This window comes from Agrobacterium cavarae (genome assembly GCF_004310285.1).
Taxonomy (GTDB): Bacteria; Pseudomonadota; Alphaproteobacteria; order Rhizobiales; family Rhizobiaceae; genus Agrobacterium; species Agrobacterium cavarae.
The window spans coordinates 46118-72315 of record NZ_SISF01000027.1 but is presented as its reverse complement, the minus strand read 5'-3'; the positions used below and the strand labels follow the sequence as shown (position 1 = coordinate 72315).

Below are 26198 nucleotides of genomic sequence, written 5' to 3'. Positions count from 1 at the left end.
GGCATGAGAACCTTCCATACAGCTAAAGAGTGGCGTATGTTCAGTCTTTGTTCCCAACCCCTCCTTTGCAATCTGAGCATCAAGTAAGATTTTATGGCCGTCGCCTATCTCGAAAAACTAAATGAGCAACAGCGCAAGGCCGTCGAGCATGGCGTTGGACTGGCTCAGGGCGAGACGGGAGGACCACTGCTGATCATCGCCGGTGCAGGCTCCGGCAAGACAAACACGCTGGCGCACCGCGTCGCTCATCTCATCGTTAATGGTGCCGACCCTCGGCGCATTCTTCTCATGACCTTCTCACGCAGAGCAGCATCGGAAATGTCCCGCCGCGTTGAGAGAATCTGCCGCAATGTGCTGGGCTCTAACTCTGCGATCTTGACGGACGCACTTGCTTGGTCCGGCACATTCCACGGTATCGGCGCAAGGCTGCTGAGAATGTATGCCGAGCAGATCGGTCTCAACGTGGACTTTACGATTCACGATCGGGAAGACAGTGCGGACCTGATCAACCTGGCGCGTCATGAGCTAGGCTTTTCAAAAACTGAAAGCCGATTTCCCACAAAAGGGACCTGTCTTGCGATCTATTCCCGCACGGTAAACTCCCAGACACCGTTGAGCGAGATACTGCGTCAGCACTATCCCTGGGTGGCGATGTGGGAAGAGCAGCTTAAGGAATTGTTTGCGGCCTATGTAGAGGCAAAGCAGAGCCAGAACGTTCTCGACTACGACGATCTCCTCCTATACTGGGCGCAAATGGTCGGCGATCCGGATCTAGCCGATGATATCGGCAAGCGGTTCGACCACGTTATGGTTGACGAATATCAAGACACCAACAGATTGCAGGCCTCCGTGTTGATGGCGCTGAAGCCGGGTGGTCGCGGTCTGACTGTGGTTGGCGACGATGCCCAGTCGATCTATTCCTTCCGCGCTGCGACGGTCCGTAACATTCTCGACTTCCCGTCGTCATTCACCCCAGCCGCTGACATCATCACGCTCGACCGCAATTACCGCTCGACGCAACCGATCTTGGCGGCAGCGAACAGTGTAATCGAACTTGCACGTGAGCGTTTCACCAAGAACCTGTGGACGGAGCGGGAGTCGCTCGAGCGCCCGAAACTTGTCACAGTCAAGGACGAGACCGAACAAGCTAACTTCATCATCGATCAGGTGCTTGCCAATCGCGAAACAGGAATGACGCTCAAGCAGCAGGCCGTTCTTTTTCGAACATCAAGCCATAGTGGTGCACTTGAGGTTGAGCTTACCCGACGCAACATTCCTTTCGTCAAATTTGGCGGTCTCAAGTTTCTCGACAGCGCCCATGTAAAAGACATGCTGTCCGTCCTCCGTTTCGCGCAAAACCCGCGCGATCGGGTTGCCGGATTTCGCTTGCTGCAGATGCTCCCAGGCATCGGTCCGAAGAAGGCTGGTGTGATTCTCGATACTATCTCGTCTGATCCTGAACCGATCATGGCACTTGCGGAAGTCCCGCCGCCACCAAAGACGGGTGCAGATTGGACATCTTTTGTGACGCTCCTCGCTGGTCTTGGGAAAACGCAGCAAGGGTGGCCCTCGGACATAGCTCAGGCCCGTCTTTGGTACGAACCCCATCTTGAGCGGATGCATGAAGATGCCGATACGCGTAAAGCTGACCTCCTACAGCTTGAGCAAATCGCTGGCGGATATGCATCCCGCGAACGGTTTTTGACCGAACTGACCCTTGATCCTCCAGATGCTACGAGCGACCAGGCAGGGGTTCCTTTGCTCGATGAGGACTACCTCGTCCTCTCGACAATACATTCTGCGAAAGGCCAGGAATGGCGCTCCGTGTTCATGCTGAATGTTGTCGATGGCTGTATACCGTCTGATCTAGGCACGGGGACGACACAGGAAATCGAAGAAGAGCGGCGTCTGCTTTATGTAGGAATGACACGCGCGAAGGACAGCCTGGCGCTGATTACGCCGCAGCGATTTTTTACCCATGGGCAGAATTCGCAGGGCGATCGACACGTCTATGCATCACGTTCCAGGTTCATCCCAGCAACTCTGCTTCAATATTTCGAACCTACGACCTGGCCCAAAGTTTCGGCTGCGGCATCTGAGCGTAGTGCACAGCAAATTCGCATCGATGTCGGCGCGCGGATGCGCGAAATGTGGAAGTAGTATTGCCAGTGCGCGCCCTTTAAGCGACGGCGGACCCGTCACCGTTCGAGAAGTATGGATGCGCGCACATAGCATCTTGCCCGTAGACCGGCGATCGACCAGACGGGTTAGAGGTCCTGAAGTCCATTAAGCAAAGCGATATGGTCTTTTCCACTGATTGCGTCTGCATCTGTTTGAACGACATACTCTATCACGGCCGAAATGCCACTGAGATGGCGTCTGAGCAAAGTCACGGCCTCATCCTCATCACGGGCCTTTATGGCCGTAGAGAGTGCTACGTGCTCTTCGATTACCTCATCAAAGTAACCGATCTTTGGAAAGCCACGGCGGCGCACGCGATCAAGCTGACCGGTGGCATTGTGGATTGTTTGCCAGATGTCCGGAAAGCCTGAAATCCTGCACAAAAGACGATGAAATTCGTTGTCGACGTTGAAGGCCTCACTCACATCGCGCCGCTTGGCCGCGTCATGCTGGCGGAAAATCAAAAGGTCAAGGTCGCGTTCATGAACCGGATCGAAGTTGCGCGCCGCAAGCCTTATGGTGCGCATCTCAAGGCTTGAGCGAACCAGATGGCCTTCGATGACCTTTTTCATGACGATCTTGTTGATGAAGGTGCCGCCGCTGGGAACGATGTTGACCAGACCTTCTTGGGCCAAGCGCAAGACCGCTTCGCGCATCGGGGTGCGCGAGATACCCAACTCTGCGCAGGTATCTTTTTCGCTAAGCGTCTCTCCAGGTGCCAGCTTCATGGTAATGATTGCGTCGCGGATGACATTATAGGCCCACAGTGCCTTGGGTAGGCCCGCGCCTTCGGTCACGCTCGTGTCACCTAATCCCAGTTTCGTGTGTAAGTTCACCCAATGCCTCTTTCGCGCAGTTCAATAAGTACAACATAGTATCACATCGCCCGTTTCCCGTGCCATGGGATGATGTTTTGCCGCTGAGCGTCAGAGCTCGTTGGCGATCTTAAGGGTCATGTCGAGGAGAACTCTGGCACCTGCTGCAACTTGATATGGTTCACACCACTCTTTCTCACTGTGCGAGATGCCGCCTTTGCAGGGGACGAAGATAATGGCGGTGGGGCATATCTGCGTCATCGATAGGGCGTCATGCGACGTCAGCGTCGGCAGCGTCATGGATGGATAGCCACGGTCCGCTGCTGCTTCCAGTACCTGTCCGCAAAGCTCACTCGATAGATCCAGCCGTTGGCGATAATGCGAATTGGCGTTGTGTATCGATAGCCCAGTCTCATCCGCAATCCGTTTTACAGCAGACTCGATGCGGCTGATAATCGAGGCCCGACCCGGCTCCGTCGCATGAACGACGACATATGATAGCTTGGTCAAGTGCGGAATGTTTACGCGGTTGTTCGGCCAATTCCGGATGACTGTGGCGCTCACCATTCCATCGGGCTCGTTCTCCGCGCCTATCGCCTCGATCTCTATAATGAGTTGAGCTGCCGCAACCAGAGCATTCCGACGCTTTGACATCGGTGCGGTCTGCGAATGGCCATTCTCGCCTTTGATATCGATGAATCCGCTGCAACCCCAGGAACTATTGGAAACGGCGGCGATCGTGACACCGGCCGCCTCCATCTCTGGTCCCTGCTCGATATGCAGTTCTAAATATTTATGCACTGGTCGACCACCGACTGGACGGGATCCCGCATACCCGATGCGAACAAGCTCGTCGCCGAGAAGCGTTCCTTCATCGTCCTTGCGTGACAAGGCTTCATCAAGCCGCGAGAGACCGGCAAAAACGCTGGACCCCATGATGCCCGGCTGAAACCGCGCGCCTTCCTCGTTGGTAAAGTTGACGATCTCGATTGCCCGTCTCGTCGCAATGCCTCCGGCATTCAACGATCGCACAACAGCAAGTCCAGCGAGCACGCCGAGGACGCCATCGAACTTGCCGCCGGGCATCTGGGTGTCGAGATGACTGCCAATCATCAGTGGCGGCAAAGACGGGTCTTCACCTTCCCGCCGTGCAAACATGTTGCCGATCTCGTCTACCGTGACTGTGAGACCGGCCTCCTGCGCCCAGTAACGAAACAGGTTGCGCCCTTCCCTGTCTGCGTCAGAAAGGGCCGGGCGAAAGCTGCCGCCGCCCTCGGTGGCGCCGATCGCCCCCATCGTCATTATGTCGGCCCACAAGCGTTCGGCGTTAATGTCAGGTGACGCTGTCATGGTCTATCCTTGGATGGTCTAAAAGCAATTCTCGAAATCAATTCGTTTCGTGCAGCACGGATTCGAGCGTGTTGAGGAAGATATCGGCGTGTTCGCGTCCAAAGGGCAGCGGTGGACGGATCTTCAGCGTGTTGCCGTGAATGCCTGCCGCGCTGATGAGCACGCGACGTTCACGCATACGATTGACCACCGCCAGCGAGCGGGCACCATCCGGAGTGCGGCTCTTGCGATCGCTCACGAATTCAAGGCCGAGAAAGAGGCCCGCGCCCCGAACATCTCCGATGCAGTCAAATGTCTGCTGCAGCTTACGCATGCCCTCCAGCATGTAGTTGCCCGTCGACAAAGCATTGTCGGTCAGCGCCTCGTCTTCAATGATGTCCAGGACGGCATTGGCGGCGGCAATCGACACGTGGTTGGCGCCAAAGGTGTTGAAATAGCGAATGTCGTGGCCAAAGCGCTCCTGCACCTCGCTCTTCATCACCGCAGCGGCGATAGGCATGCCGTTGCCCATCGGCTTACCCATCACAGCGATGTCCGGCACAATGCCATGGCGCATGAAGCCCCACATGTGAGAGCCTGTACGACCGAAGCCCGGTTGCACCTCGTCGGCGATGTAAAGCGCCCCGGCCTCATGGACAACCTCCAATGTCTTTCTCAAGAAGCCAGCTGGCTCCGAGAATATCCCGTCGGTCGAAAAGATACTGTCGGCGATGAAGGCGGCGGGCTTGATCCCACGGCGGCGCATGAAAGCAATCGCCTTGGAAACCTCCTGCGCAAACATGTCGCCGACGTCTCCGCCATCGGCACGATAGGCATCGGGTGCCGGCACGGTGACCACATGCATGCCAAGCGGCATGTTGGGGCCCAGCGATGGAGAGATGGCGGCCGTTACAGCTGTCGTGCCGTGATAAGCGTTTTCGGTGATAATGATACCGGTTCCACCGGTTTGATAGCCGGCAATGCGCAGTGCCAGGTCAACAGCTTCGCTACCGGTGCAGCAATACATGACCCGGTTCAATTCCTCGGGGAATGTTGCAAGCAGTCTCGTCGAGTAAGCAAGGATCTTATCGTCGAGATAGCGTGTATGTGTGTTCAATACCGCAGCTTGTTCGGCAATCGCAGCAACCACGCGGGGATGGCAGTGGCCTACCGAGGGCACATTATTATACGCGTCAAGATAAGCATTTCCGTCAGGGTCGTAGAGCCAGACACCGTCTCCGCGCACAAGGTGTAGAGGATTTTCGTAAAACAATCGGTATGACGGGCCGAGCAACGCCTGACGACGTTCGATCATCGAACGCTCCCGCTCCGGCAGACTGGCCAGACGCGACGCGTCGAAGCCGTTGATCATCGTCGTTGCTGGCTTGTTCATGCCGGTCTCTCCACGGACGTGCGGCAAGCCGCTGCTAGTCGCGCAATAGTATCATCCTTTGGCAATGCATCGAGGCGGGCAAATTGCGCCCAGACGGTGGGACTATTTCGGGTGTAACGTTCCTTATGTTCCGGAAATAGTTTGGCTTGCCATTCCTGTATCGCAAGTCGCATCAGCATGCGCGTCACGATGGCTGGATATATCAGTTCGAGTTCCTGATCGGACAGCGGCTTCTCCGTCGCATATCCTTTGAGGAAATCGCACATCGCTTCGACGGGGTCCGCAGCGTCCCCCATCTGGTAGGCCGCACCCACCGCAACATCGAATAGGACCGGTGCATGCACCATGTCACCGAAATCGATGATGCCGCTGATCGCGTCTGGATTCTCCTCTCTGACGAGAATGTTTTCCATGTTGAAATCATTATGGATAACCTGCGCGGGCAGTTGCGTTATGCGCGGCAGGATCAGGCTTTCGAAGTCGGTCATCGCCGCCTCCAGCCTCCTTCGTTGCGCTTCGTCGCCGAAGATGGACAGCAAGTCCCGCAGCCCCGCTGCGTGAGACATGTCCCAGGTGATGCGATGATGGGCGGCTTCATGTGTGAAACCTTGAAGAGCCTTCTGCATCCGACCCAACAACGCACCAATGCGATAGCGCTGGATCGCAGAATGCGGCTGCGATTTCTGGGATTTTCCCGGAACGAACGTGACCATGCGCACCCCGCGGGTGGCACCTTCATCATCGGTCATCCGGAAATCCGCCTCGCCGTCGAGCGTTCGAATGATCCTCTGGATTGGAATGCCCGGGTCGGCAGCTTCGACATGCAAAAGCGCCTGACTGTGCATGCTGGTCATGGCAGGATTTTCGGCCGGATTGAGGATCTTGAGGAGATATTCCGAACCGTTGTCGAGCGTCAGACGGTAATTGCTGTCCTTTTCGCCCCAGAGCCATTCCGCCCTCCCGACAAAGCCGTATTTCTCCCGCGCGATCTGCTCTGCCTGATCCGCAAGCACGGTGGTTGCGCTTGTCTTCAGCTCCGCGCCAAGCGCACTTGCCGCTTCCTGGTGTGCCGTGGAAGCCATGTTCCCGTTCCCCGATATTGCATTGAATGATAGGCACTGGGGGCCGATGGACCCCCACGCGTTTAGTGGCGTCAGGCGAGCCTCGGCGCGCCGATCGTCTCCTCCGGAAAGGCCGATTGATAGGCCGCGGCCAGCGCGAGTACGATGTCATCGCGATAGCGCGGGCCAACAAACTGCAAACCAATCGGCAGGCCACCTTGATCGAAGCCGCAGGGTATCGACACGGCCGGTTGGCCGGTCATGTTGAACGGATAGGTGAAGGGCGACCAGTCAGACCAGTCCTTGCCTTCGATGCCGCTTGGGAAATCCACACCTGCCTCAATTGCTGTCGTCGGCATGGTCGGCAGCATGAGCGCGTCATAGGTCTGATGAAACAGCGCCATCGTTACTTTAAGATCAGCCCTGACCTGTTCGGCCGCGACATAGTCCCGCGCGGTATAGGCACAGCCTTTCTCATAGATGCGGATCAGGCCCGGATCCATAAGCGCTTTTTGCTCTTCCGTTGGATTGATCAACTCTACAGTTTTGGCTTCGGCGGCGTACCAAAGGGCGAGAAGAGCATCCTGCGGATTGGAGAACCCCGGATCGACGTCTTCGATAATGGCACCCATGTCGGCCAGCCGCTTGGCGGCGCGCTCGACGGCCGCGGCCACGTCCGGCTGGACCTCGGCGTAGCCAAGATTGCGACTGTAACCGATCTTCATGCCCTTGATGTTGGCAGCCTTGGTTCCTTCATGCCAGTTCGGCACGGGAGTGGGGCAGTAGCCATACATCGCCTTCGGGGTCGGACCCGTTGTTGCATTCATGAACAGCGCCGCATCTTCAACCGTCCGAGTCAGCGGGCCGCGATGCGCAAGCTCGAACAACGGCGTCGGCGTGTCGGAGGGAATCCAGCCATAGGTCGGCTTGATACCGAATGTTCCGCAGAAAGAGGCCGGAATACGGATTGAGCCGGCGCCGTCAGACCCCTCATGCAGGACACCCATATTGAGCGCTGCTGCAACGGCTGCACCGCCAGACGAGCCTCCGGAGGCGCGATCTGAACGCCATGGATTGAGCGTATTTCCAAAGGCCGGGCCGTGGGTCACTCCCTTCCAGCCAAACTCCGGCGATGTTGTTGTGCCAAGGACAGTGACGCCAGCGCCACGCAGGCGTTCCATGATGAGAAACTCTTCCTCCGATGGCGTTGTCGAACCCAGTGCTGACCCACGTCGCCAGGGAATACCCTTCACGGGGGTCAATTCCTTGATTGTTGTCGGCGCACCATCGATGGGGGAAAGTTGCTCTCCTTTCTTCCAGCGCGCTTCCGATGCTTTCGCTTCTGCCAGTGCCAGTTCCGGCACGACATAAGCGAATGCATTTACGCTTGGGTTGAATTTCTCAATCCGTGCCAGCGATGCCTTGGCGGCCTCCACGGGAGACGCCTGGCCCGAGGCGAAGAGCTGCGAGAGCTGCACGGCCGTCATCTCGCCGAGGTCGGTTTTGTTCGTCACATCCATATCTCAGTCCTCAATGCTTAGGCGCGCGTGGCTTGAACGGTGGCCAGTGCGCGACTGACGGCACCAAACATGTCGTCGATCTGCTCGGCAGTGATAATCAATGGTGGGCAGAAGCAGATCGCTTCTCCAATATTGCGGATGATCAGGCCTTCGTTCTGGCATGCCGCCGCAACCGCCGCAGCTGCGTCCCCAGCATTTGCATCCGCCCATGGGTTGACCTCCAGCGCACCAAGAAGGCCAATGCCGCGCGACGAATGCACAAGCGGATGTTCGGCAAGTGCCGCCAGTCCGTGGAGGAACTTTTCTTCGAGGCGCGCGACATTGCCGACAAGGTCGCGTTCCTGGATGATCTTCAGGTTCTCGAGACCGACGGCTGTCGCGACGGGATGACCGGACGCGGTGAACCCGTGACCGAAGACGCCGATCCGATCCGCTTCATCGGCGATCGGCTGATAAAAGCGATCGTTCATGATAATCGCGGAAAGCGGCATGTAGGACGAGGAGATCTGCTTCGACACGACCAGCACATCCGGCTCAATGCCGAGCGTTTCGCACGCAAACATCTTGCCCGTGCGGCCGAAGCCGCAGATCACTTCGTCGGCGACAAGAAGAATATCATATTTCTTCAGGATCTCCTGAACGCCGGCCCAGTAACCATCCGGCGGCACCAGCACGCCGCCAGCGCCCATCACAGGCTCACCCCAGAAGGCAGCAATTGTTTCGGGACCTTCCTTCAGAATGAGCTCTTCCAGATCATTCAGAATGCGCTTGGTGAAATCGGCTTCACTTTCGCCATCCAAGGCGAAATGCACGTAGGATGGGCATGACGTGTGGATCATCCGGTCGAGCGGCAGATCGAAGCTTTCATGATTGCGAGGCAGGCCCGTGATTGAACCGGAAGCGATTGTCACGCCATGATAGCCCTTGATCCGGCCGATGATCTTCTTCTTGTCTTTCTTGCCAAGCGCATTGGAACGGTACCACACCATCTTGCAGGCAAGGTCGTTGGCTTCCGAACCCGAGGATGTAAAATGCACTTTCGACATCGGCACGGGAGCAAGCTTGATCAACATCTCCGCCAGATCGACCGAAGGCCCGTGAGTCTTGTAGGCGAAGCTATGATAATAGGGCAGCTTCTCCATCTGTGCCTTGGCGGCCTCCACCAGACGCTTTTCGCCGAAGCCCAGCGCCACCGACCACAGCCCGGCTAGTCCCTCGATATAACGCTTTCCCGTATTGTCGGTGACATAGATCCCGTCGCCGCTCTCGATCACGAGACCGCCTGACTTTTCGTATTTTCGAAGATTGACCATCGGATGCATCTGATAGGCGATGTCGCGGGCTTCCACAGAATTCGGCATAATCGTCATGTACTGCTCCACAAACGGGCTCTTAAGCCCGCAACTTGGTTGATATCGACCGGACGAGTGGTCTGATTTTGACATTTCATCATCAAGGCCGGCTCACGCCGGCATCAAGTGCCAAATTCATTCCACTAGGCCGTCATGAGCGCTTCCTTCGCCCGACCGGGAATGGCCTCGATCAGGCTCTTCGTGTAGGGGTGCTGGGGTTTATCGAAGATCGTGTTCCCGTAGCCGAGTTCGACCACCTCGCCCTTCTGCATCACCATCACACGGTCGCAGATCTTTGCCGCTACGCGAAGGTCATGAGTGATGAAGACGAGAGAGAGATCGAGGTCTTTCTTGAGCTGGCCCAGCAGTTCCAGGACCTGGGCCTGGATCGACACATCAAGGGCTGAAACGGCCTCATCGGCGATGATGATCTCAGGTTCGAGCGCCAGCGCCCGCGCAATGCCGATACGCTGGCGCTGACCGCCAGAAAACTCGTGCGGAAAACGGTTCGTCGCCTTCGGATCGAGACCGACCATCTCCATCAACTCGGCCGCGCGTGCCAACGCCTTCTTCTCATCTTCGCCGTAAGCAATAGGCCCTGAGGCAATGATGCGCCCGACTTTTTCGCGCGGATTGAGCGATGAGTAAGGATCTTGAAAAATCATTTGCATCCGCCGGCGCATGGTTCGCAGTTCTTCGCCTTTCAAATGCGCCATGTCTTGACCGCCAAGCAAGATGCGCCCGCTACTGGGATCTTGTAGCCGTACGAGACAACGTCCCACTGAGGATTTACCGGATCCGCTTTCCCCCACAATGCCCAGCGTTTCGCCACGGCAAAGTGTGAAGGACACGTTCTTGACCGCATTCACCTCGCGCACCTTGGAGAACAGCCCCGTGCCCATACGATAAACCTTCGAAAGGTTCTCGACAGTGAGCAATGGCTCCCGGTCGTCAACGTGCTTGACGCCCTCTCCAGCGCGGGGAATGGCAGCGATCAGCTTATTCGTATAGGGGTGTCTCGGCGAGAAAAGGACTTCTTCCGCTGTCCCCTGTTCCACTATTCGACCGAGCTGCATGACGCTGACATAGTCGGCGACCTCGGCTACGACGCCGAAATCATGGGTGATGAACATGACCGCCATATTGCGCTCCTTCTGGAGCTTGGCGATCAGTTTCAAAATTTGCGCCTGCGTCGTCACATCGAGCGCGGTGGTCGGCTCGTCTGCGATCAGCACCTCCGGTTCCAACGCCAGCGCCATGGCAATCATGACGCGTTGGCGCTGACCGCCGGAAAGCTGGAACGGGTAGCTGGCTGCAACGCGCGGCGGATCTGGCAGGCCAACTTCCGTAAGAAGCGACAGCGCTTTTTCTTTTCGCTCCTTTGGTGTCAACAACCCATGCGCTTCGAAGACCTCCTCGATCTGCGCCGAAACCTTCATCAGCGGGTTGAGCGCAGACATCGGTTCCTGAAAAATCATCGCCACGCGGCGCCCTCGAATGGCGTAGAGCGCGTCGGCTGGCATGGTAACGAGATCCGTCGTGCCTAGGAGGATGCGGCCCTGCGCCACGCGCACCGTATCCGGTAATAGTCCCATCAGCGCATTGGCAGACATCGATTTGCCTGAGCCACTTTCGCCGACCACGCAAAGCATTTCTCCTGGAAAGAGCTTGAAGCTGACACGGTCGACTGCAAAGGGCCGGTCTGCGCCATCCGGTAATGCAATGCTCAGCCGGTCGATGTGGACGACCGGTTCACCGCGCCCTTCTTTCTCCAGCGCTCCCGGATGAAGAACGGCCGCAGCAGTCCCTTCAAAGCTCACGTCATCGGTATTTATGGTGTCGGCCATATTTACTTCCCCTTTCGCGCAAGGCGAGGGTTGAGGGCATCGTTCAGCCCCTCCCCGACCAGGTTCAGCGCCAGCACAGTCAACAGGATAGCAAGGCCGGGGAAAAAGCTCACCCACCAAGCCTGACGGATCACGGTGCGACCGGCGCCGATGATGTAACCCCATGACATGATGTTACGATCGCCCAATCCGAGAAACGAAAGCGAACTTTCGATCAGGATCGCCGCAGCCACCATCATCGAGGCAAGCACGATGATCGGTGAAAGTGTATTCGGCAGGATTTGCCGCCAGATAATCGTGGAGTGCCTTTGGCCGGAAAGCACAGCTGCCTCGACAAATTCACGCGACCGGAGCGACATCACCTCGCCGCGCAGAAGGCGGGCGACAGGAGGCCAGGAGACGATGGCGATCGAGATCACGATCGAATAGATGCTCGGCTGAAAAATGGCCACCAGCACCACTGCAAGCGCAAAGCTTGGAACGCTTTGGAAGAACTCGGTGAACCTCATCAGCACATCATCGACCCAACCGCCGAAGTAACCGGCGATCGCACCGATCGGAATACCGATCAGCAGAGAGACCACGGTCGAGACAAGACCAACGAGAAGCGACACCCTGGCACCGTAAGCGAGACCTGCAGCGAGATCACGCCCCATCGGATCCGTACCGAGAAAGAAGGCATCCATGGTGAAAGGCGGAATGAACGGCCGCTGGACCATTGCCCAGGGGGATTTGGTGTAAAGGAAGGGAGCAACGATCGATACAATGACGACCAGGAGCAAAATAACGAGGCCGACGACAGCACCGCGATTCTGCGAAAAGCGTTTCCAGAAATCCTTCATGACGCCACCTTGATGCGCGGATCGACGAGGCGGTAAAGCACGTCGGTGATGAGGTTGAAGAGCAGGACCATCGCGGCGGAGACGACAAACACACCAAGCAAAAGATTATAGTCTCGTTGCGACAATGCATCGAACATCAGCCGGCCGATGCCCGGCCACGCGAAGACAGTCTCGATCAGCACGGCTCCACCGACCAACTGACCTGCCTGCAAACCGGCAAGGGTTACGACCGGCAAGAGAGCGTTGCGCAGCACATGGCGGCGCTGGATGATGCCTGGACGCAGACCCTTGGCCTTCGCAGTCTTGACGAAATCGAGCCTGCCAACCTCCAACATCGAGGCGCGGGTCATGCGGGCATAGACGGCCATGAAAAACAGGCCGAGCGTCATGGCGGGTAAAATAAGGTGCCGCAATATGTCCAGCATACGGGCAACGCCAGTGTAGTTGGCCCCGACCGTTTCGTAACCGAAGCCGGGTAGCCAGCCGAGTTCGACGGAGAACAGTAAGACGCCCATCAGCGCCAGCCAGAACAGCGGTGTCGCGTAGAAGATCAGCGCCACCAGCGAGATGATCGTGTCGGCCCACTTTCCTTGCCGGGCAGAAGCAAAAGCGCCAGCCGCAACACCGAGACCGAGCGAGATCACAAAAGCGGAGAGTGAGAGAAGCAACGTGGCAGGCAAACGTTCGCTAATGAGCTGAAGCACCGGTAGCTGCTGACGGTAGGAGTAACCGAGATCAAGCCGAAGGACCGAAGATACATAGATCCAAAGCTGCACATAAAGTGGCTGATCGAGACCAAACCGTTCTCGGAGCTGTTGAAGGAAGGCGGGATCGGCATCACCTGCTTCTCCCGCCATCACCGAAGCCGGGTCTCCCGGCGCAGCATGAATGAGAAAGAAGTTGAGCACGGTGATACAGATCAAGATCACGGCTGCCTTTAACAGGCGCCCCGAGATGAATCTGAGCATGAGCGTGGCTCCGACTAGGGTTTTCGGTCTGAATGATTGGCGGAGACTGATCTCCGCCAAATATCGACTTACTTCTTGATCCAGGCGTCGCGCATGGATTCCGGAAGGCCTGACGCCGTCGTGACGATGTCTTGAACCTTGCAGTTATAGATCGTCGGGAAACCGAGCTCGAGCAGCCAGGCGACCGGCACGTCTTCCTGAAGCTTCATCTGAACTTGATCGTAGAGTTCCTGACGCTTGGAGGCTGGATAGGCCACGGCTGCCTGCTCGAACAGCTTGTCGAGTTCCGGATTGGAATAGCCCTCGACATTGTTGAACGGATTGCCCTTTGCGATCTGAGAGGTCTTGTAGTTGCGATCCACGCCTATGGCTGGATCGCCATTCTGGTAAAGATATGTGAAGGCGATGTCGTAATCCCAGTTCGACGTGCGCTGATTCCACCCCGCAACGTCCGTCGCTTCGATCTCGATTGGAATACCGACTTCCTCAAGATTCTGCTTCACCGCTTCTGCCCAGCGCTGCCATGTTTCACCGTATGGGAGCGGGAGAAGCTTCAGAGGCTTGCCTTCATAGCCGGCCTCCTTAAGCAGTGCTTTGGCCTTATCGACGTCGTGTGGATAATGCGGTTCAACATCCTTGTAGAAGGGCAGTTTTGACGACAGTGGACCGGTTGCAACCTTTCCATAGCCGTTCCACAAAACGTCTTTGGCAAACTCGCGATCGAGCGCGTACATAACTGCCTGGCGGAATTTCACATTATCCATCGGTGCCTTGCGGTTGTTCAACCATAGCCACGATAGCGGAGCGAAGTACTCCCAGCCTTTTTCCGTTATGCAGCTGTTGGGCAAATCCTTCAGTCTGGGAATGTCGAAATTCTCAACCGATCCGCCCGGTAAGACATCGACTTTGCCTGTCTCGAATGCAACGGACCGCGACGCACCGTCTGGAATGACCTGATAGTACAGCTCATCGAGGTAAGGCTTGCCCTTGATGTAATAGTCATTGTTCTTGACGAGATGGATGTAGCTCCCACGCTTCCATTCGTCGAACTTGAAAGGGCCCGTTCCGATCGGCTTGTCGTTGGCTGGGTTCGTCGCGTAGTCGGTACCTTCATAAATGTGCTTGGGCACGATCGGCATCGTGTAGAAGGCCAAACCGCGGATAAAGGCTTCGAAAGGTTGCTTCAGCTTGAACACGACGGTCTTTTCGTCCGGCGCGGTCACGCTTTCCACATGGGTCATCAAGTTGCGGTGACGCGGCTGCATCTTCATAAGATAGTCGTTGGCGGAGAACAGAACGTCAGCCGATGTCATCGGCTTGCCGTCGTGCCATTTTACGCCATCCTGCAACGTAAACGTATAGGTCAGGCCATCATCGGAAATGGTCCAGGATTTGGCGAGCGATGGCTCGGGCTTGAGGTTTTCATCGTAGCGGAGCAAGCTTTCGTAGATATTGCCACCGACCAGTAGGGCCGGCCCATTTGTTGTGGTGCCGATCATAACGCTTGGCGGTTCGGGCTGAACGATCAGGTTCAGTTTACCCCCTGGAACAGCCTGCGCTGATGCAGCGGTTGTCATCATGAAAATGGCTAGGGATGCAGAAATCAGTCGTCGCATGAAGTTCCCCTTATGGATTTTCGTTTCTTGCAGACGTCACTTTGCGATCTCATCGCAGTAACAATATACCAATATATTGGTACATCATCTTGACTCCCTTGAGCGCGAGGTGTCAAGCAAGACCGCGCCATTTTTGCATAAAAGTTGAACTCACTAAAATGTGGATTAAAAATTAAGCGGATGGCACGCATTTGCGGCTGTGTGCAAAAACGCGCTACCCCGGAACGGGCTTGGACAGGATTGAGACGATGAATGAGGCACGAAATCACAAGCCGCACATAGCTCTAATCAGTAGCACTCTCGACCTCAGCTTTCTGAAAGACGCCTTCAAAGCGTCCGGGCTGGGCGCGAGACTCAGCATTTATCCAGAGGCCGGATTTGAGACCGCCGACGTTGCGGTCGCCTGGAATCCGCCGCACGGGCTTCTTTCCACTATGCCCAACCTTAGATTGGTCCATAGCATCGCTGCCGGCCTGGACAACATTTTCGCCGATCCAAGCCTCCCTTCTCTCCCCGTTTGCCGTGTCGTGGACGACCGGCATGCACTTGGCATGGCAGAATATGCCGTTTGGTCGGTCCTGTTGTTTCATCGCGAGATGGACCGACATTTGCAAAATGCCACACTGAAATGCTGGGAACGCCCTTCGCAGATCCCCGCACGCGATTACTCGGTTGGCATACTAGGATTTGGTGCGATCGGGCGGACTGTCGGACGCAGCCTTCTTGCCCTCAACTACGATGTCCGCGCATGGGCACGCTCACCCAAGGAAGAAGCGGGCATCATCACCTATTACGGCGACGAGCAACTGCCGGTGTTTCTCTCCGGTTGCAACGCGGTGATCTGCCTCCTTCCCCTCACCGGCGCCACGCGCGGAATTATGAATGCCAACCTGTTCGCCCATCTCCCGAAAGGTGCTGCAATCATCAACATGGGCCGCGGCGAGCACCTGGTCGAAGCTGATCTGATCGAAGCAATCGATAGCGGCCACCTTCGCGGAGCTGTACTAGACGTTTTCGCGAAAGAACCGCTGCCCGAGGAGAGCCCCCTGTGGGACCATCCAAAGATCTTCACAACGCCTCACATCGCGTCCATGCCAGATCCCAAAGATGTCGTCGCGCAGATCTTCGAGAATGCGACACGCGTGTTGGCGGGAATGCCGCCACTCAATGAAGGTAATCGAGACAGCGGATACTAAAAGGCACGCCTCAGCCGATGCATAGACTCTGAAAAGAGAGAGCGCTTATGCGTGTAGAATGACGCACGGCGCCTCAGTGCTGGCTGTTGCCGAAATTGCCGAGGAGGCGAACAGCGACACTCCCATGGCCAGAACGTTTCGTCACATCAGACATGCTGTCCGCCGTTGATGTGGATTTCTGCGCCATTGATGTAGGATGACTGTTCAGTGCAGAGAAAGTAGATGGTCCTGGCAACTTCGTCCGTCGTCCCGAGCCGCCCCAATGGCACCTCGGCCTCAACGAGCTCATCTGTGCCGGGAGACAGAATTGAGGTGGCAATCTCGCCCGGAGCAATCGCATTGGCTCGAACACCGCGGGGCCCGAATTCGTGCGCAAGTTCACGGGTAAGCGCGGCCAGTCCGGCCTTGGACGCGGCATAGGCAACCCCGGCGAAGGGATGGACGCGAGAGCCCGCAATCGATGTCACATTGACGATGGAACCCCGCGCGGCCTGGAGTTCAGGCAGTAGCGCGCGAGCGAGGAGAGCGGTGGAAACCAGGTTGACATTCAGAATTTTTGTCCAGGTCGCCGCATCGGTTTCGGCCACCCCAAGGCGGCTGCCTTCAGGCCCCTTCGGCGAGATACCTGCATTGTTTACCAGCGCCGCCAGCTTGCCATCAGGAAGACGGCTGCGCACCATTTGGACCAATTCGTCAATACCGGAAAGATCGGCGAGATCGGCCTGAATATGGCTTTCGCGAGCCGATGGCCAGCGGCACTCCTCCGAAAATGGCTGCCGCGACACCGTCAATACGCGCCAGCCGTGCTGCAAGAACAGCTTGACCGTAGCGTGCCCGATCCCACGACTAGCACCCGTCAAAAGCATATAGGGTAAGTCTACCAAGGGCGGAACTCCAATCATTTCGCCGCATATGGCACGCGCGATATATCGCTAGGTTAACGTCTACCAAGAGGTTTGCAAGCGATTTGGGGCCAAGCGACGTTAGCCAGTCGTGGAAGCCTGCGGCCGGCGACAGGCAAGCCGGGCCGTCGAGCCAATCTTGTCAGTCGTCAGCCGCCCGTGTTCGACATATGACGAGCGATTGTGGGCGCCGACATTCGGTCCAGAACGAAGTCATGGCCTCTTGGTTTGCTTTGGATCGCGGCGCGGATGCCATCCACCAACATTCTGTCGTCCTGTGAAGCGCGCATGACGTCTTTCAAGTCGGCGGCATCCTCTTGCCCAAGACAGGTATGCAGCAAGCCTGCGGCAGTGACCCGAACGCGGTTGCAACCTTCACAGAAATTGTGGGTGAGCGGCGTGATGAAGCCAACCAAACCACCGGTTTCTTCGATGCGAGCATAGCGTGCCGGGCCGCCTGTGCGTAGAGCAACGGGATTGAGCGTCCAACGCTCTTCTATCTGGCGGCGCAAGCTGTCTAGCGGTAGATACTGAGCCAGCCGATCCTCGCCGGTTTCCCCCAGAGGCATCGTTTCGATGAGCGTCAAGTCCATACCATCTCCGTGGGCGAAACGGATGAGTTGATCTACCTCTTTTTCCGTTACACCCTTCAACGCAACCGTGTTGATCTTGATGGCGAGTCCCACAAGCCGTGCGGCCTCGATCCCCTTAAGAACTGTTGTCAGTGAACCACCGCGTGTGAGTTCGGTGAAGCGCTGAGGATCGAGCGTGTCGAGGGACACGTTGACACGCCTCACGCCGGCCTCTGCCAGCCCCGCTGCATGATCTGCAAGACGTGTAGCGTTGGTGGTGAGCGTCAGTTCTTTCAAGGAGCCGTCCCGCAGAGACGGCGAGAGGTTGTTAAACAAGGTCATGACATTTTTGCGCACCAATGGTTCTCCGCCGGTGATGCGGATCTTGGTCACGCCAAGTTGGATAAAGGCGCGCGCGACCCGCTCCAGTTCTTCCAAGGACAGAAGGTGTTGCCTTTGCATGAAGATCATTCGCTCCGGCATGCAATAGACGCAGCGCAGATCGCAACGGTCGGTCACAGACAGACGCAAATAGCTGACGCTGCGGCCAAAGGTGTCCACGAGAGGACGAGCAGAGGCCTGAGAGGTTTCCATCAGCATGCGATCCCCCTTTCTCGCGCTGTAGCGACCATGTCGTCCACCGACACAAACTTCTCGCGTGGCTTGCCGTTAACACAGCCGCGCGCTACCTCTGCGCTATCAATAATCCGCCAGGCATCGAAATCGAGGGGCACTCCGTGCCGTCTGCCAATGGAAGAGACGAGCCTGTCAATGGCGCCTGGTTCCGGCGACGGCAGGCTATCGAGATCAACAAGAATCTTCTCCACGGTATCGAGCGCGCACGCGCGGTTGGTGCCAATAGTTCCCTGTGGGCCACGCTTGCTCCAACCACACGTATAGAGCCCGTGATCGATCCGATCGTGGACCATCAGCCGACCGCCTCGGTTAGCGTGAACGCCGCGCGATCCATCGTAGGCGATACCTTCGATCGGTGACGTTCGGCGGCCGACGCTGAGAAACACGAGCTTCGTGTCGATCCTAATGCATTCGTCCGCCGCTCCTTCCACACAGTTGCGCCTGAAGACGGCGCTTTGGACCCCTTCACCGCCTTCAAAGCAGACGGGTTCGAGGTGGAAGCGGAAGAGGCATCGTCGTTCCTTGGTCGCGACACGGCGGGAAAAGCGCTCAAGGAGGTCCAACGAGGCTTTTCGCTCTATGTCGAAGCCATCGCCATGCGAGAAGGCATCCGCCCGCAGATCGGCTGGATCAATTCCCGGATCACAGGCCGTCAAAGTATCGAACTCGCCCAGCTCCTTAGCCGAAAATCGAGTTTCGCTTGGGCCGCGCCGCCCGATGAGATGCACGTCGCGAACCCGGCTTTCGGCAAGTGCCTCCAGCGCATGCGCGGCGATATCCGTCCGGCGCAATTCATCCGGCGTCTTAAGGAGAATGCGCGCCACGTCCAGCGCGACATTGCCATGTCCGATGACCACAGCCCGTTCACCTGAGAAATCGAAAGCAAGGTCACGATGGTCGGGATGGCCGTTGTACCAGCCGACAAAGTCACTTGCCTGTCGGTTACCAGCCAGTTTCTCGCCCGGCAGGCCGATCTCCCGACCGAGCGACGCGCCTGTCGCAAGGACAACGGCATGATAGGCACGCCGCAGAGCCGCGATGCTAATATCCGTCCCCACATCGACACCGCCGACGAAGCGAAAGCCGGGCATGGCAGCGATCCGGTCGAAAACGGCTGTGACTTGCTTGAGCTTCGGATGATCGGGGGCAACGCCGAAGCGCACCAGGCCGTAGGGGACCGGCAGCCGCTCGAACAGATCGACGGCAACATCCTTCTGCGCGCGCAAAAGGGCTTCCGCAGCGTAGAAACCGCTCGGTCCGGCCCCAACAATGGCAACGCGATACTGCGGCGTCGTCATAGGCCGAGCGCCTTTTTTCGCTCGTCGGCACCGGGAAGCGGTGCGAGACGGCTGGTAATCACAGGCGTTTCCGCCGCCCGACGACGATTGATCTCGATCCACTTCTGCTGTTCGGGCGCAAGCAAATAGGACGCCTGGATCGCGCCGACTGGACAGGCTGGCACGCAGCCGCCGCAGTCGATGCAATTTTCGGGATCGATATAGGTCATTTCATCATCGAGATGAAAGCATTCGACGGGACACACGGTCACGCATTCCGTGTAGCGACATCCCGTGCATTGATCAGTCACGACATAGGTCATGTCTATTATGCCCTTTCAAAAATCCAATTGGTGCGAAACCGATAGGGGCTGTCACGTTGGAGCGACCTCGACCAACACATCCGAGAAGGTCGGGGCGCGTCCGAGATCGGCGAATGCCGGCGGCGTCAGCGCGTGGACGGTCGGCCCGCGGCGGTTCGAGCGCTGCCAGTAACCGGCAGGTGCGACCACCACACCGGGCATCACATCTTGCGAAACCGTCGCAAAAGCCTCGAAGACGCCGCGATCATTGAAGACGCGGATAGGCGTACCGGCGGTGATGCCGCGAAGATCGGCGTCGCTCGGATGGAGGATAACGGCTTGTTCTTCACCGGCCTGAGCTAGCTGTGCAGGCAGGTTGCCGTAGTTCGAGTTGAGAAAGGCATGGCTCTTTGGGGAAATGAGACTCAATGGATATTTACCAGCAAGTGCCGGGGCACTGGCAGGGCTCTCGTTCGGCGCGATATAGTGCGGCAGCGGATCGACAGGCTCTCCCGACTGGTCGCCATTATAACCCTGGCGGAAGAGCGGGGCGACGAAGTTGCCGGTCTCGGCAAGCGTCGATTTGAACTCGCATTTTCCTGTCGGCGTCGGAAAGTTGCCGTCTCGGTGTGGCGCCCATTCACCTGCAGCGGGCATGTTCAGCCGGAGGTAGCCCTTGTCTTTCAGCGTCTCCAGGTCGATGCCTTCCATCACAGGGCTCGTCCAGTCCATGGACTGCGCGATCATTTCGTCATCCGAGCGATGGAAGAATGGGTCGTCGATCCCGAGCGCTCCGGCAACACGCCGGAATAGCTCGGTGTTCGGCACGGCTTCACCCAGCGGCTCAATCGCCGGATTGTTGTAAGACAGATAGAGATGGCCCCAGGAAAACATAATGTCCTTCTGCTCGAGTTGGGTCGTAGCCGGCAGAAGAATATCCGCGTAGCGGGCGGTATCGGTCATGAAGTGCTCGCTGACGACAGTGAAGAGATCGTCACGCGCGAGACCAGCTTCGAGCTTGCCCTGCTGGCTCACCATCGACATAGGGTTGGCATTGTATACGAAGAGCGAGCGGATAGGTGGATCGAGCGGGAGCTCGCCAATCAACGCCGGGCCAAGCTGCCAGGAATTGATCACGCGCATTTTTTCCGGCTGAAGGTCTGGGCGCATCAATCCACCCCAGTTGACGGGGAATGCCCAGATCGGCAATTGCAGAAGCCCACCCCCGACATGTTTCCAGGCACCGACCAGAGCTGGCAGACAGGCAATGGAGCGTACCGTTTGGCCGCCGCCGGCATGGCGCTCCACCGCAACGCCAATGCGGATGACGGCAGGCGGGGTCGAGGCATATTCCCGCGTCAGCTGATAAATATCTTCCAGCGGGATGCCGGTTTCGGCAGAGGCGAATTCCGGCGTATATTGCTCCACACGCTCGGCGAGTTCGGCAAAGCCCACCGTGTGCGCATCGATATAGTCGCGGTCGATCAGTCCTTCCTTGATGATGATATGCATCATTGCCATCGCCAGCGCGCCATCCGTTCCCGGCCGGATTGGAATATGCCAATCAGCCAAGCGTGCTGTCCGGGTGCGCACGGGGTCGATCACCACCAGCTTCGCGCCGTTCTTCTTTGCCTGCTCGATGAAGGGCCAGTGATGCGAGTTTGTGCTGAGCGTATTGCAAGCCCAGAGGATGATGTATTTCGAATGGATAAAGGCCTCCGGATCAACCCCGGGCGTGTGGCCGATGGTCATCATATAGGCCGTGCAGGAGCCGGAATCGCAGAAGGTGCGCTCGCTGACCGTTGCGCCGAGCTTGTTGAACAGGGGATCTCCGACATTCAGACCGTTGATGATGCCCTGCGTTCCGAGATAGCTATAAGGAAGTATTGCCTGGGCGCCATCGGTCGCGATGATGTCCTTGAACTTCGCAGCGATCTCCGCCAGCGCCTCATCCCAGGTGATCCGGGTGAACTGGCCGCTGCCTTTCGGGCCGGAGCGCCGCATGGGGTAGAGCACGCGCTTGTCGCTGTAAACGCGATCCTGATAGTTATTGACCTTTACGCAGAGACGCCCGCGCGTGAAGGGATGGTCTGGATTACCGCGAACTGCGATCGCCTTGCCGTCCTCGACAGTGGTCAGGATGGAGCAGGTATCTGGACAGTCATGCGGGCAGGCTCCGACGACAGTGGTGCGTGACATGTTCAACTCCCAGTCATTGCGCCTTCGATAGGCAGCGCTTCAATTCTGGGCAGTCTGGCAGCGTTTCGTCGGCTTGCCTTTATCCGCTTCTGCGATTGGCTATTCAGTTTCTGCGAAAATCACCGTCGTGCTGCAAGTGGCCTCAATCTTGCTTCTATTGATATTGGCAAAACCACAAGGCGCGGAGAAGACACTTGCTGGGTCATTCCGTCGATAAATACGTCACCGGAACCATGGTTCAGACATCGAACGCCAATGGTTGGGAAAACCTGCTTGCGGAACGATGGCGTCATGATGCCGGAGAGCTTCCCTCCCTCGTCCCGCGCGACACCGAGATCGCGGTGCTTCTACGCGGGAGATCCGTGGTGGACCGGCGCGGAGGCGGCATGCGTCAGCACACAGTGGCTAAACGGGGTACAATCTGGCTCTGTCCCGCCGGCGTTGAGGAAGAGTTCATCTCCGTATCCGAGCAAATGGACGACTGTCTTCACATCTTCCTGCCGGGACAGCCTTTCTCCGAGACTATGCTGAGGGAATACGACCTCGATCCGGCGCGCATCGAACTTCGGTACGAAGCGATCGACGAGGATCCGTTCATCGATTTTGCGGCTGTCCAGATTTTACAGGAAATGTCCTGCGAAAGCGCCGGCGGGCGGCTTTTTATCGAAACCCTCGCAATGTCTCTTTCGGCCCATCTCATTAGGTCCTACTCCGGTCGCTCGATAAGCCGCGCGCTGACTGTGAGGGCGGAAAAGCCACTCGATGCGAAGAGGCTTATGCGCGTGGAAGAATATGTCGATTTTCATTTAGACGATGATCTGACGGTCACCGATCTTGCTTCGGTCGCGTGCATGAGTGTCGGGCATTTTACCAGGGCATTCAAGCTGGCAACCGGAAAGAGCCCGCATGCCTTCGTCAACGACAGGCGAATGGCGCTCGCCAAGCAAAGGCTCTCCGACGAGAACTGGACCATTGAAGCCGTCGCGTTGGCCGCTGGATTTTCGTCCCACGCCAACTTTACGCGCGCCTTCAAGAAAACCACTGGGATAACGCCAAATGCGTTTCGCGGCATAGCGCACCTAGAGTGACACAGCTCCCGGAGAATGCGCTGAGGTCGCAAAAGGCGACAATCTGTGTGGTCTCGGCCCCCGTCGAAAACACTTCAAGTATAAAGTGGTCACGCTAGGATTTAACGCCCGCCCAACCTCTTCAAAGCTCCTCCTCTAATCTATCGTGCGCCGCTTTAGCGACTGAAACAAGCGCGCGGCTGTAGCAAAAAGACGACGCCTGTAGACAGCAACCCCCACCTCCCCTGTCCACACGTAACAAGCAACTTTCACACGTTCAGAAAAGTATCAGAGCCCGAACTATTCGCATATTTTTTAAGCAAAAATATAAAATGCATTAATTACACGCAAACTCACCTGTCCAAAAGGATAGGTTTTGTAGATCGTAACCACCCCTCCTACCCATCCGAAAAATCGAGCCTCCTATTCGCCACAGCCCTTTCGTCCAGAGCAAAGCCGATGCACCGTAAGCGTGGAAGCGAGCAAAACGGTTCCCCCGACAGCGGAGGAGACCACAACTGTTGCGACTCAGGGCTTCGACCCAGCTAGCACGTCTTAGTGATCGGATAAGGTATCGAGAATGCGTGACAATGTAGTCCATGTTCGGATCGTATCGCCGCTCGTCACACGCGGCTTTCGCAAGCTTGAAGACCTAAAAGCGATAGAATATCCGGGGATTAGCATTTCTCATGCAGAAATCGCGACAGGGCCGGGTTCGATCGAAAGCGAGTTCGAAGCGGCAATGTCTGTTCCAGGCACTCTCGTCGAAATCTTGCGCGCCGAGCGCGAAGGTGTAGATGCCGTGATCATCGACTGCATGGGTGACCCCGGTCTACGTGCAGCGCGTGAGTTATCGGGCATGCTGGTCGCCGGCCCCTGTCAGACCGGCATGCATGTTGCCTCGATGCTGGGACACAAGTTCTCCGTAATTACCGTCATGCGCCGGCTTATCCCGTCCTTTGAAAACACCGCTGCCCTTTGCGGGCTTTCCAGCAAGCTTGCCTCCGTCCGCAGCGTCGATATTCCGGTCCTCGAGCTAGAGGCAGATCTTGCCGCCACCGCCAAGCGGTTGGTGGAGGAAGGCAGAAGAGCCGTCGAGGAAGACGGTGCAGAAGCCCTGATTTTCGGCTGCACCGGGCTGATGGGCTGTGCGGCAGGCCTGCGCGAAGGATTGCTGGCAGAAGGTATCGACGTGTCCGTCATCGACCCGATCCCGACGGCCATCTCCGTGGCCGCAGGTATCGTTCGGGCCGGATTGACCCAAAGTCGGATGACCTATCCCGCACCGCCTGAAAAACAGTTGCTGGGTTACGACGCACTGCGCGCAGCGATGCTGCCGCAGGCGGCGCAATGAGACATAAGTGGGACCCGGGCAAATGGCATCAACGGCACTCACAGCGGTATCCAGAAAAGACGGCGATGCGTCCGCGCCCCGCATCCGCAAAGGCGGCTTCATCCACGGTCATGGCCTGTGGCTGCTGATCCTGCCCGCCTTACTCTTCTTTATTGTCTTCTTCGTCGTACCGACGGCTTCGCTCTTCGGTCTCGCCTTCAACAAGTCGGTCGCGGGCGTCATCACGCTTTCCAGCGATATCACCTTCGACAACTTTGTGCGTATCTTCACCCGGCCTATCTATTATGAGTCGATCTTGCGCTCCGCCGGCATTTCAGCGGTCGTCGCGCTCGTTTGCCTCGTCTTCGGTTATCCGCTGGCCTATGTGATTGCCAAGACGGTCAACCCCGGCCGCAACACGATGTTGATGATCCTCGTCCTGTCGTCGATGCAGCTCGACATGGTCATACGACTTTACGGCCTCATGGTGCTGCTCGGCGACAATGGTCTCATAAACGGTGCTTTGCTTCGCCTCGGCATCATTTCGGCACCGCTGCCGCTGATGTACAATATCTTCGGCGTCGTCGTTGGATTGGTGCAGATCACCCTGCCCTTCATGGTGCTTTCGCTAATCGGCATCATCAAATCCATCCATCCATCACTGGAGGAAGCAGCCAGGTCACTGGGCGCTTCCCGCAGCAAAGCGTTTTTCTCCGTCGTGCTGCCACTGTCCATGCCCGGCATTCTGGCCGGAACACTGCTCGTCTTTGCGCTCGCCATATCGTCCTATGTCGTCCCAGCATTGATGGGTGGCTGGAAGGTCATGGTCATGCCCATCCACATCTACCAGCAGGTAGCAGAGACCGGCCGCTGGCAATTCGGCGCGGCCATTGCCGTTGTCCTCTTCGTGACAAGCCTGATGGCGATCGCCGTCTACCACCGCGCCGCCATGCGCACCACGGGAGGACGCAGCTGATGCGCGAAGAGACATCCATTCCGCTGGTCTTCAAGTTGCTCTCGGCACTGACGCTGACGATCCTGCTAACACCCGTTGTCATCGTCATCCTTTCCGGCCTCAATTCCGGCGACTATCTGACTTTCCCCCCACAGGGACTGTCGCTGCGGTGGGTCTACGCGTTCCTGACCTCGCCGACCTTCCTCTCTGCCTACGGCGTGTCCTTCATGGTCGCCGGCATTTCGACGGTTATTTCCACCGTGCTCGGCACCATGGCGGCTCTCTTTCTCACCCGCTCGTCAAGCCGTGTGGTCGGCCCGATGCGCGCCTTCTTCATGATGCCGATCGTGCTGCCCGGCGTCGTACTCGGCCTTGCGCTCTACGTCTTCTATGTCACCACCGATATCGGCCTTGCCCGGACCATGGCAGGCCTCGTCATCGGACACGTCATCGTCACCTGCCCGTTCGTCATCGCCACGGTGACAGCGGCCCTCGTCGGCTTCGACCGCAGCTTGGAAGAGGCCGCCCGCTCGCTTGGTGCCTCGCCGTTCACCGCCTTTCGGCTAGTGACGCTAAAAATCATCTCGCCCGCCATTTCGGCAGGCACGATCTTCGCCTTCATCATTTCCTTCGGCCAGTTCGAGGTCACGCTATTTCTCTCGACGCCGAACCTGCAAACGCTGCCGATGGCCATGTACGTGGCACTACGCTACGCCTTCGAGCCCACAGCAGCCGCCGCCGGCATCTTCGCCATCATCCTCGTCGTCGTCTCGATGGTGGCGACCTCGAAACTCGTCAATCTGAAGCGTATTTTCGGCGGCTGAACCGCCGGGGA

General features: G+C 57.5%; 21 protein-coding genes. 6 read left to right on the top strand and 15 right to left on the bottom strand.

Annotation, left to right across the window (positions count from 1 at the left end; genetic code table 11):
- Positions 1 to 93: 93 nt before the first annotated feature.
- The gene (locus EYC79_RS08025; RefSeq protein WP_130977610.1) at positions 94 to 2160 is read left to right on the top strand and encodes an ATP-dependent helicase; all 2067 of its coding nucleotides are present in this window, start codon (positions 94 to 96) and stop codon (positions 2158 to 2160) included.
- A gap of 107 nt (positions 2161 to 2267) precedes the next feature.
- Here the strand turns inward: EYC79_RS08025 and EYC79_RS08020 are convergent, their stop codons facing one another.
- The 10 genes from EYC79_RS08020 to EYC79_RS07975 form a co-directional block, all read right to left on the bottom strand.
- Positions 2268 to 2978: a GntR family transcriptional regulator gene (locus tag EYC79_RS08020; protein WP_245495222.1), complete on the bottom strand. Its 711-nt coding sequence runs from the start codon at positions 2976 to 2978 to the stop codon at positions 2268 to 2270.
- A gap of 129 nt (positions 2979 to 3107) precedes the next feature.
- The gene (locus tag EYC79_RS08015) at positions 3108 to 4346 is read right to left on the bottom strand and encodes a Zn-dependent hydrolase (protein WP_130977609.1); all 1239 of its coding nucleotides are present in this window, start codon (positions 4344 to 4346) and stop codon (positions 3108 to 3110) included.
- Positions 4347 to 4383: 37 nt separating this feature from the next.
- Entirely contained in the window at positions 4384 to 5718 is a 1335-nt protein-coding gene (locus tag EYC79_RS08010; RefSeq protein ID WP_130977608.1) for an aspartate aminotransferase family protein, read from the bottom strand.
- Positions 5715 to 6800 carry a phosphotransferase gene (locus EYC79_RS08005; RefSeq protein ID WP_130977607.1) on the bottom strand — a complete coding sequence of 362 codons (1086 nt, stop codon included), beginning with the start codon at positions 6798 to 6800 and terminating at the stop codon, positions 5715 to 5717. The genes EYC79_RS08010 and EYC79_RS08005 overlap by 4 nt, the downstream gene beginning before the upstream one ends.
- Positions 6801 to 6871: 71 nt before the next feature.
- Positions 6872 to 8299 carry an amidase gene (locus tag EYC79_RS08000; RefSeq protein ID WP_130977606.1) on the bottom strand — a complete coding sequence of 476 codons (1428 nt, stop codon included), beginning with the start codon at positions 8297 to 8299 and terminating at the stop codon, positions 6872 to 6874.
- 17 nt (positions 8300 to 8316) lie between these two features.
- A complete protein-coding gene (locus EYC79_RS07995) occupies positions 8317 to 9669 on the bottom strand; it encodes an aspartate aminotransferase family protein (RefSeq protein ID WP_130977605.1) in 1353 nt (450 codons plus the stop codon).
- 125 nt (positions 9670 to 9794) lie between these two features.
- On the bottom strand, positions 9795 to 11498 hold the full coding sequence (locus EYC79_RS07990) for an ABC transporter ATP-binding protein (protein WP_130977604.1): 1704 nt from the start codon (positions 11496 to 11498) through the stop codon (positions 9795 to 9797).
- A gap of 2 nt (positions 11499 to 11500) precedes the next feature.
- Positions 11501 to 12340 carry an ABC transporter permease gene (locus EYC79_RS07985; protein ID WP_062599833.1) on the bottom strand — a complete coding sequence of 280 codons (840 nt, stop codon included), beginning with the start codon at positions 12338 to 12340 and terminating at the stop codon, positions 11501 to 11503.
- A complete protein-coding gene (locus EYC79_RS07980) occupies positions 12337 to 13308 on the bottom strand; it encodes an ABC transporter permease (RefSeq protein WP_062424405.1) in 972 nt (323 codons plus the stop codon). The genes EYC79_RS07985 and EYC79_RS07980 overlap by 4 nt, the downstream gene beginning before the upstream one ends.
- Before the next feature lie 68 nt (positions 13309 to 13376).
- Positions 13377 to 14924 (bottom strand): ABC transporter substrate-binding protein, encoded by a 1548-nt coding sequence (locus tag EYC79_RS07975; RefSeq protein WP_130977603.1) that lies wholly within the window; start codon positions 14922 to 14924, stop codon positions 13377 to 13379.
- A 248-nt stretch (positions 14925 to 15172) separates the two neighbouring features.
- On the opposite strand from EYC79_RS07975, the gene EYC79_RS07970 reads away from it, so the two are divergent.
- Positions 15173 to 16120, top strand: coding sequence for a 2-hydroxyacid dehydrogenase (locus EYC79_RS07970; protein WP_130977602.1), 948 nt, complete (start codon positions 15173 to 15175; stop codon positions 16118 to 16120).
- Positions 16121 to 16266: 146 nt separating this feature from the next.
- Here the strand turns inward: EYC79_RS07970 and EYC79_RS07965 are convergent, their stop codons facing one another.
- The 5 genes from EYC79_RS07965 to EYC79_RS07945 form a co-directional block, all read right to left on the bottom strand.
- Positions 16267 to 16986 (bottom strand): SDR family NAD(P)-dependent oxidoreductase, encoded by a 720-nt coding sequence (locus tag EYC79_RS07965; RefSeq protein ID WP_062424401.1) that lies wholly within the window; start codon positions 16984 to 16986, stop codon positions 16267 to 16269.
- A 185-nt stretch (positions 16987 to 17171) separates the two neighbouring features.
- Positions 17172 to 18188 (bottom strand): GTP 3',8-cyclase MoaA, encoded by a 1017-nt coding sequence (moaA, locus tag EYC79_RS07960; protein WP_418122269.1) that lies wholly within the window; start codon positions 18186 to 18188, stop codon positions 17172 to 17174.
- Positions 18188 to 19528 carry an FAD-dependent oxidoreductase gene (locus EYC79_RS07955; RefSeq protein ID WP_130977600.1) on the bottom strand — a complete coding sequence of 447 codons (1341 nt, stop codon included), beginning with the start codon at positions 19526 to 19528 and terminating at the stop codon, positions 18188 to 18190. Before EYC79_RS07955 ends, moaA begins: the two co-directional genes overlap by 1 nt.
- Entirely contained in the window at positions 19525 to 19830 is a 306-nt protein-coding gene (locus EYC79_RS07950; protein WP_062424398.1) for a ferredoxin family protein, read from the bottom strand. Before EYC79_RS07950 ends, EYC79_RS07955 begins: the two co-directional genes overlap by 4 nt.
- A gap of 51 nt (positions 19831 to 19881) precedes the next feature.
- Complete coding sequence (locus tag EYC79_RS07945; protein WP_130977599.1) at positions 19882 to 22008, bottom strand: molybdopterin-containing oxidoreductase family protein; 2127 nt, start codon at positions 22006 to 22008, stop codon at positions 19882 to 19884.
- 194 nt (positions 22009 to 22202) lie between these two features.
- Here EYC79_RS07945 and EYC79_RS07940 point away from each other — a divergent pair, with 194 nt between their 5' ends.
- The 4 genes from EYC79_RS07940 to EYC79_RS07925 all read left to right on the top strand — a co-directional run bounded on the left by EYC79_RS07940 (position 22203) and on the right by EYC79_RS07925 (position 26187).
- Complete coding sequence (locus EYC79_RS07940; RefSeq protein WP_130977598.1) at positions 22203 to 23096, top strand: helix-turn-helix domain-containing protein; 894 nt, start codon at positions 22203 to 22205, stop codon at positions 23094 to 23096.
- A gap of 559 nt (positions 23097 to 23655) precedes the next feature.
- Positions 23656 to 24429, top strand: a complete 774-nt coding sequence (locus tag EYC79_RS07935; protein ID WP_130977597.1) for an aspartate/glutamate racemase family protein — start codon at positions 23656 to 23658, stop codon at positions 24427 to 24429.
- A 22-nt stretch (positions 24430 to 24451) separates the two neighbouring features.
- On the top strand, positions 24452 to 25384 hold the full coding sequence (locus EYC79_RS07930; RefSeq protein WP_130977596.1) for an ABC transporter permease: 933 nt from the start codon (positions 24452 to 24454) through the stop codon (positions 25382 to 25384).
- Positions 25384 to 26187 carry an ABC transporter permease gene (locus tag EYC79_RS07925; RefSeq protein ID WP_062441270.1) on the top strand — a complete coding sequence of 268 codons (804 nt, stop codon included), beginning with the start codon at positions 25384 to 25386 and terminating at the stop codon, positions 26185 to 26187. The genes EYC79_RS07930 and EYC79_RS07925 overlap by 1 nt, the downstream gene beginning before the upstream one ends.
- Positions 26188 to 26198 lie beyond the last annotated feature (11 nt).

Bases quoted from the DNA above. Each gene is read 5' to 3' on its own strand.
- EYC79_RS07970 (WP_130977602.1), top strand. From the start codon at position 15,173: ATGAATGAGGCACGAAATCACAAGCCGCACATAGCTCTAATCAGTAGC.
- EYC79_RS07925 (WP_062441270.1), top strand. From the start codon at position 25,384: ATGCGCGAAGAGACATCCATTCCGCTGGTCTTCAAGTTGCTCTCGGCA.
- EYC79_RS08015 (WP_130977609.1), bottom strand. From the start codon at position 4,346: ATGACAGCGTCACCTGACATTAACGCCGAACGCTTGTGGGCCGACATA.
- EYC79_RS08000 (WP_130977606.1), bottom strand. From the start codon at position 8,299: ATGGATGTGACGAACAAAACCGACCTCGGCGAGATGACGGCCGTGCAG.
- EYC79_RS07935 (WP_130977597.1), top strand. From the start codon at position 23,656: ATGCGTGACAATGTAGTCCATGTTCGGATCGTATCGCCGCTCGTCACA.
- EYC79_RS07950 (WP_062424398.1), bottom strand. From the start codon at position 19,830: ATGACCTATGTCGTGACTGATCAATGCACGGGATGTCGCTACACGGAA.
- EYC79_RS08025 (WP_130977610.1), top strand. From the start codon at position 94: ATGGCCGTCGCCTATCTCGAAAAACTAAATGAGCAACAGCGCAAGGCC.
- EYC79_RS07985 (WP_062599833.1), bottom strand. From the start codon at position 12,340: ATGAAGGATTTCTGGAAACGCTTTTCGCAGAATCGCGGTGCTGTCGTC.
- EYC79_RS07930 (WP_130977596.1), top strand. From the start codon at position 24,452: ATGGCATCAACGGCACTCACAGCGGTATCCAGAAAAGACGGCGATGCG.
- EYC79_RS07965 (WP_062424401.1), bottom strand. From the start codon at position 16,986: ATGCTTTTGACGGGTGCTAGTCGTGGGATCGGGCACGCTACGGTCAAG.
- EYC79_RS07955 (WP_130977600.1), bottom strand. From the start codon at position 19,528: ATGACGACGCCGCAGTATCGCGTTGCCATTGTTGGGGCCGGACCGAGC.
- EYC79_RS07945 (WP_130977599.1), bottom strand. From the start codon at position 22,008: ATGTCACGCACCACTGTCGTCGGAGCCTGCCCGCATGACTGTCCAGAT.
- moaA (WP_418122269.1), bottom strand. From the start codon at position 18,188: ATGGAAACCTCTCAGGCCTCTGCTCGTCCTCTCGTGGACACCTTTGGC.
- EYC79_RS07995 (WP_130977605.1), bottom strand. From the start codon at position 9,669: ATGACGATTATGCCGAATTCTGTGGAAGCCCGCGACATCGCCTATCAG.
- EYC79_RS08010 (WP_130977608.1), bottom strand. From the start codon at position 5,718: ATGAACAAGCCAGCAACGACGATGATCAACGGCTTCGACGCGTCGCGT.
- EYC79_RS07975 (WP_130977603.1), bottom strand. From the start codon at position 14,924: ATGCGACGACTGATTTCTGCATCCCTAGCCATTTTCATGATGACAACC.
- EYC79_RS08005 (WP_130977607.1), bottom strand. From the start codon at position 6,800: ATGGCTTCCACGGCACACCAGGAAGCGGCAAGTGCGCTTGGCGCGGAG.
- EYC79_RS07990 (WP_130977604.1), bottom strand. From the start codon at position 11,498: ATGGCCGACACCATAAATACCGATGACGTGAGCTTTGAAGGGACTGCT.
- EYC79_RS07980 (WP_062424405.1), bottom strand. From the start codon at position 13,308: ATGCTCAGATTCATCTCGGGGCGCCTGTTAAAGGCAGCCGTGATCTTG.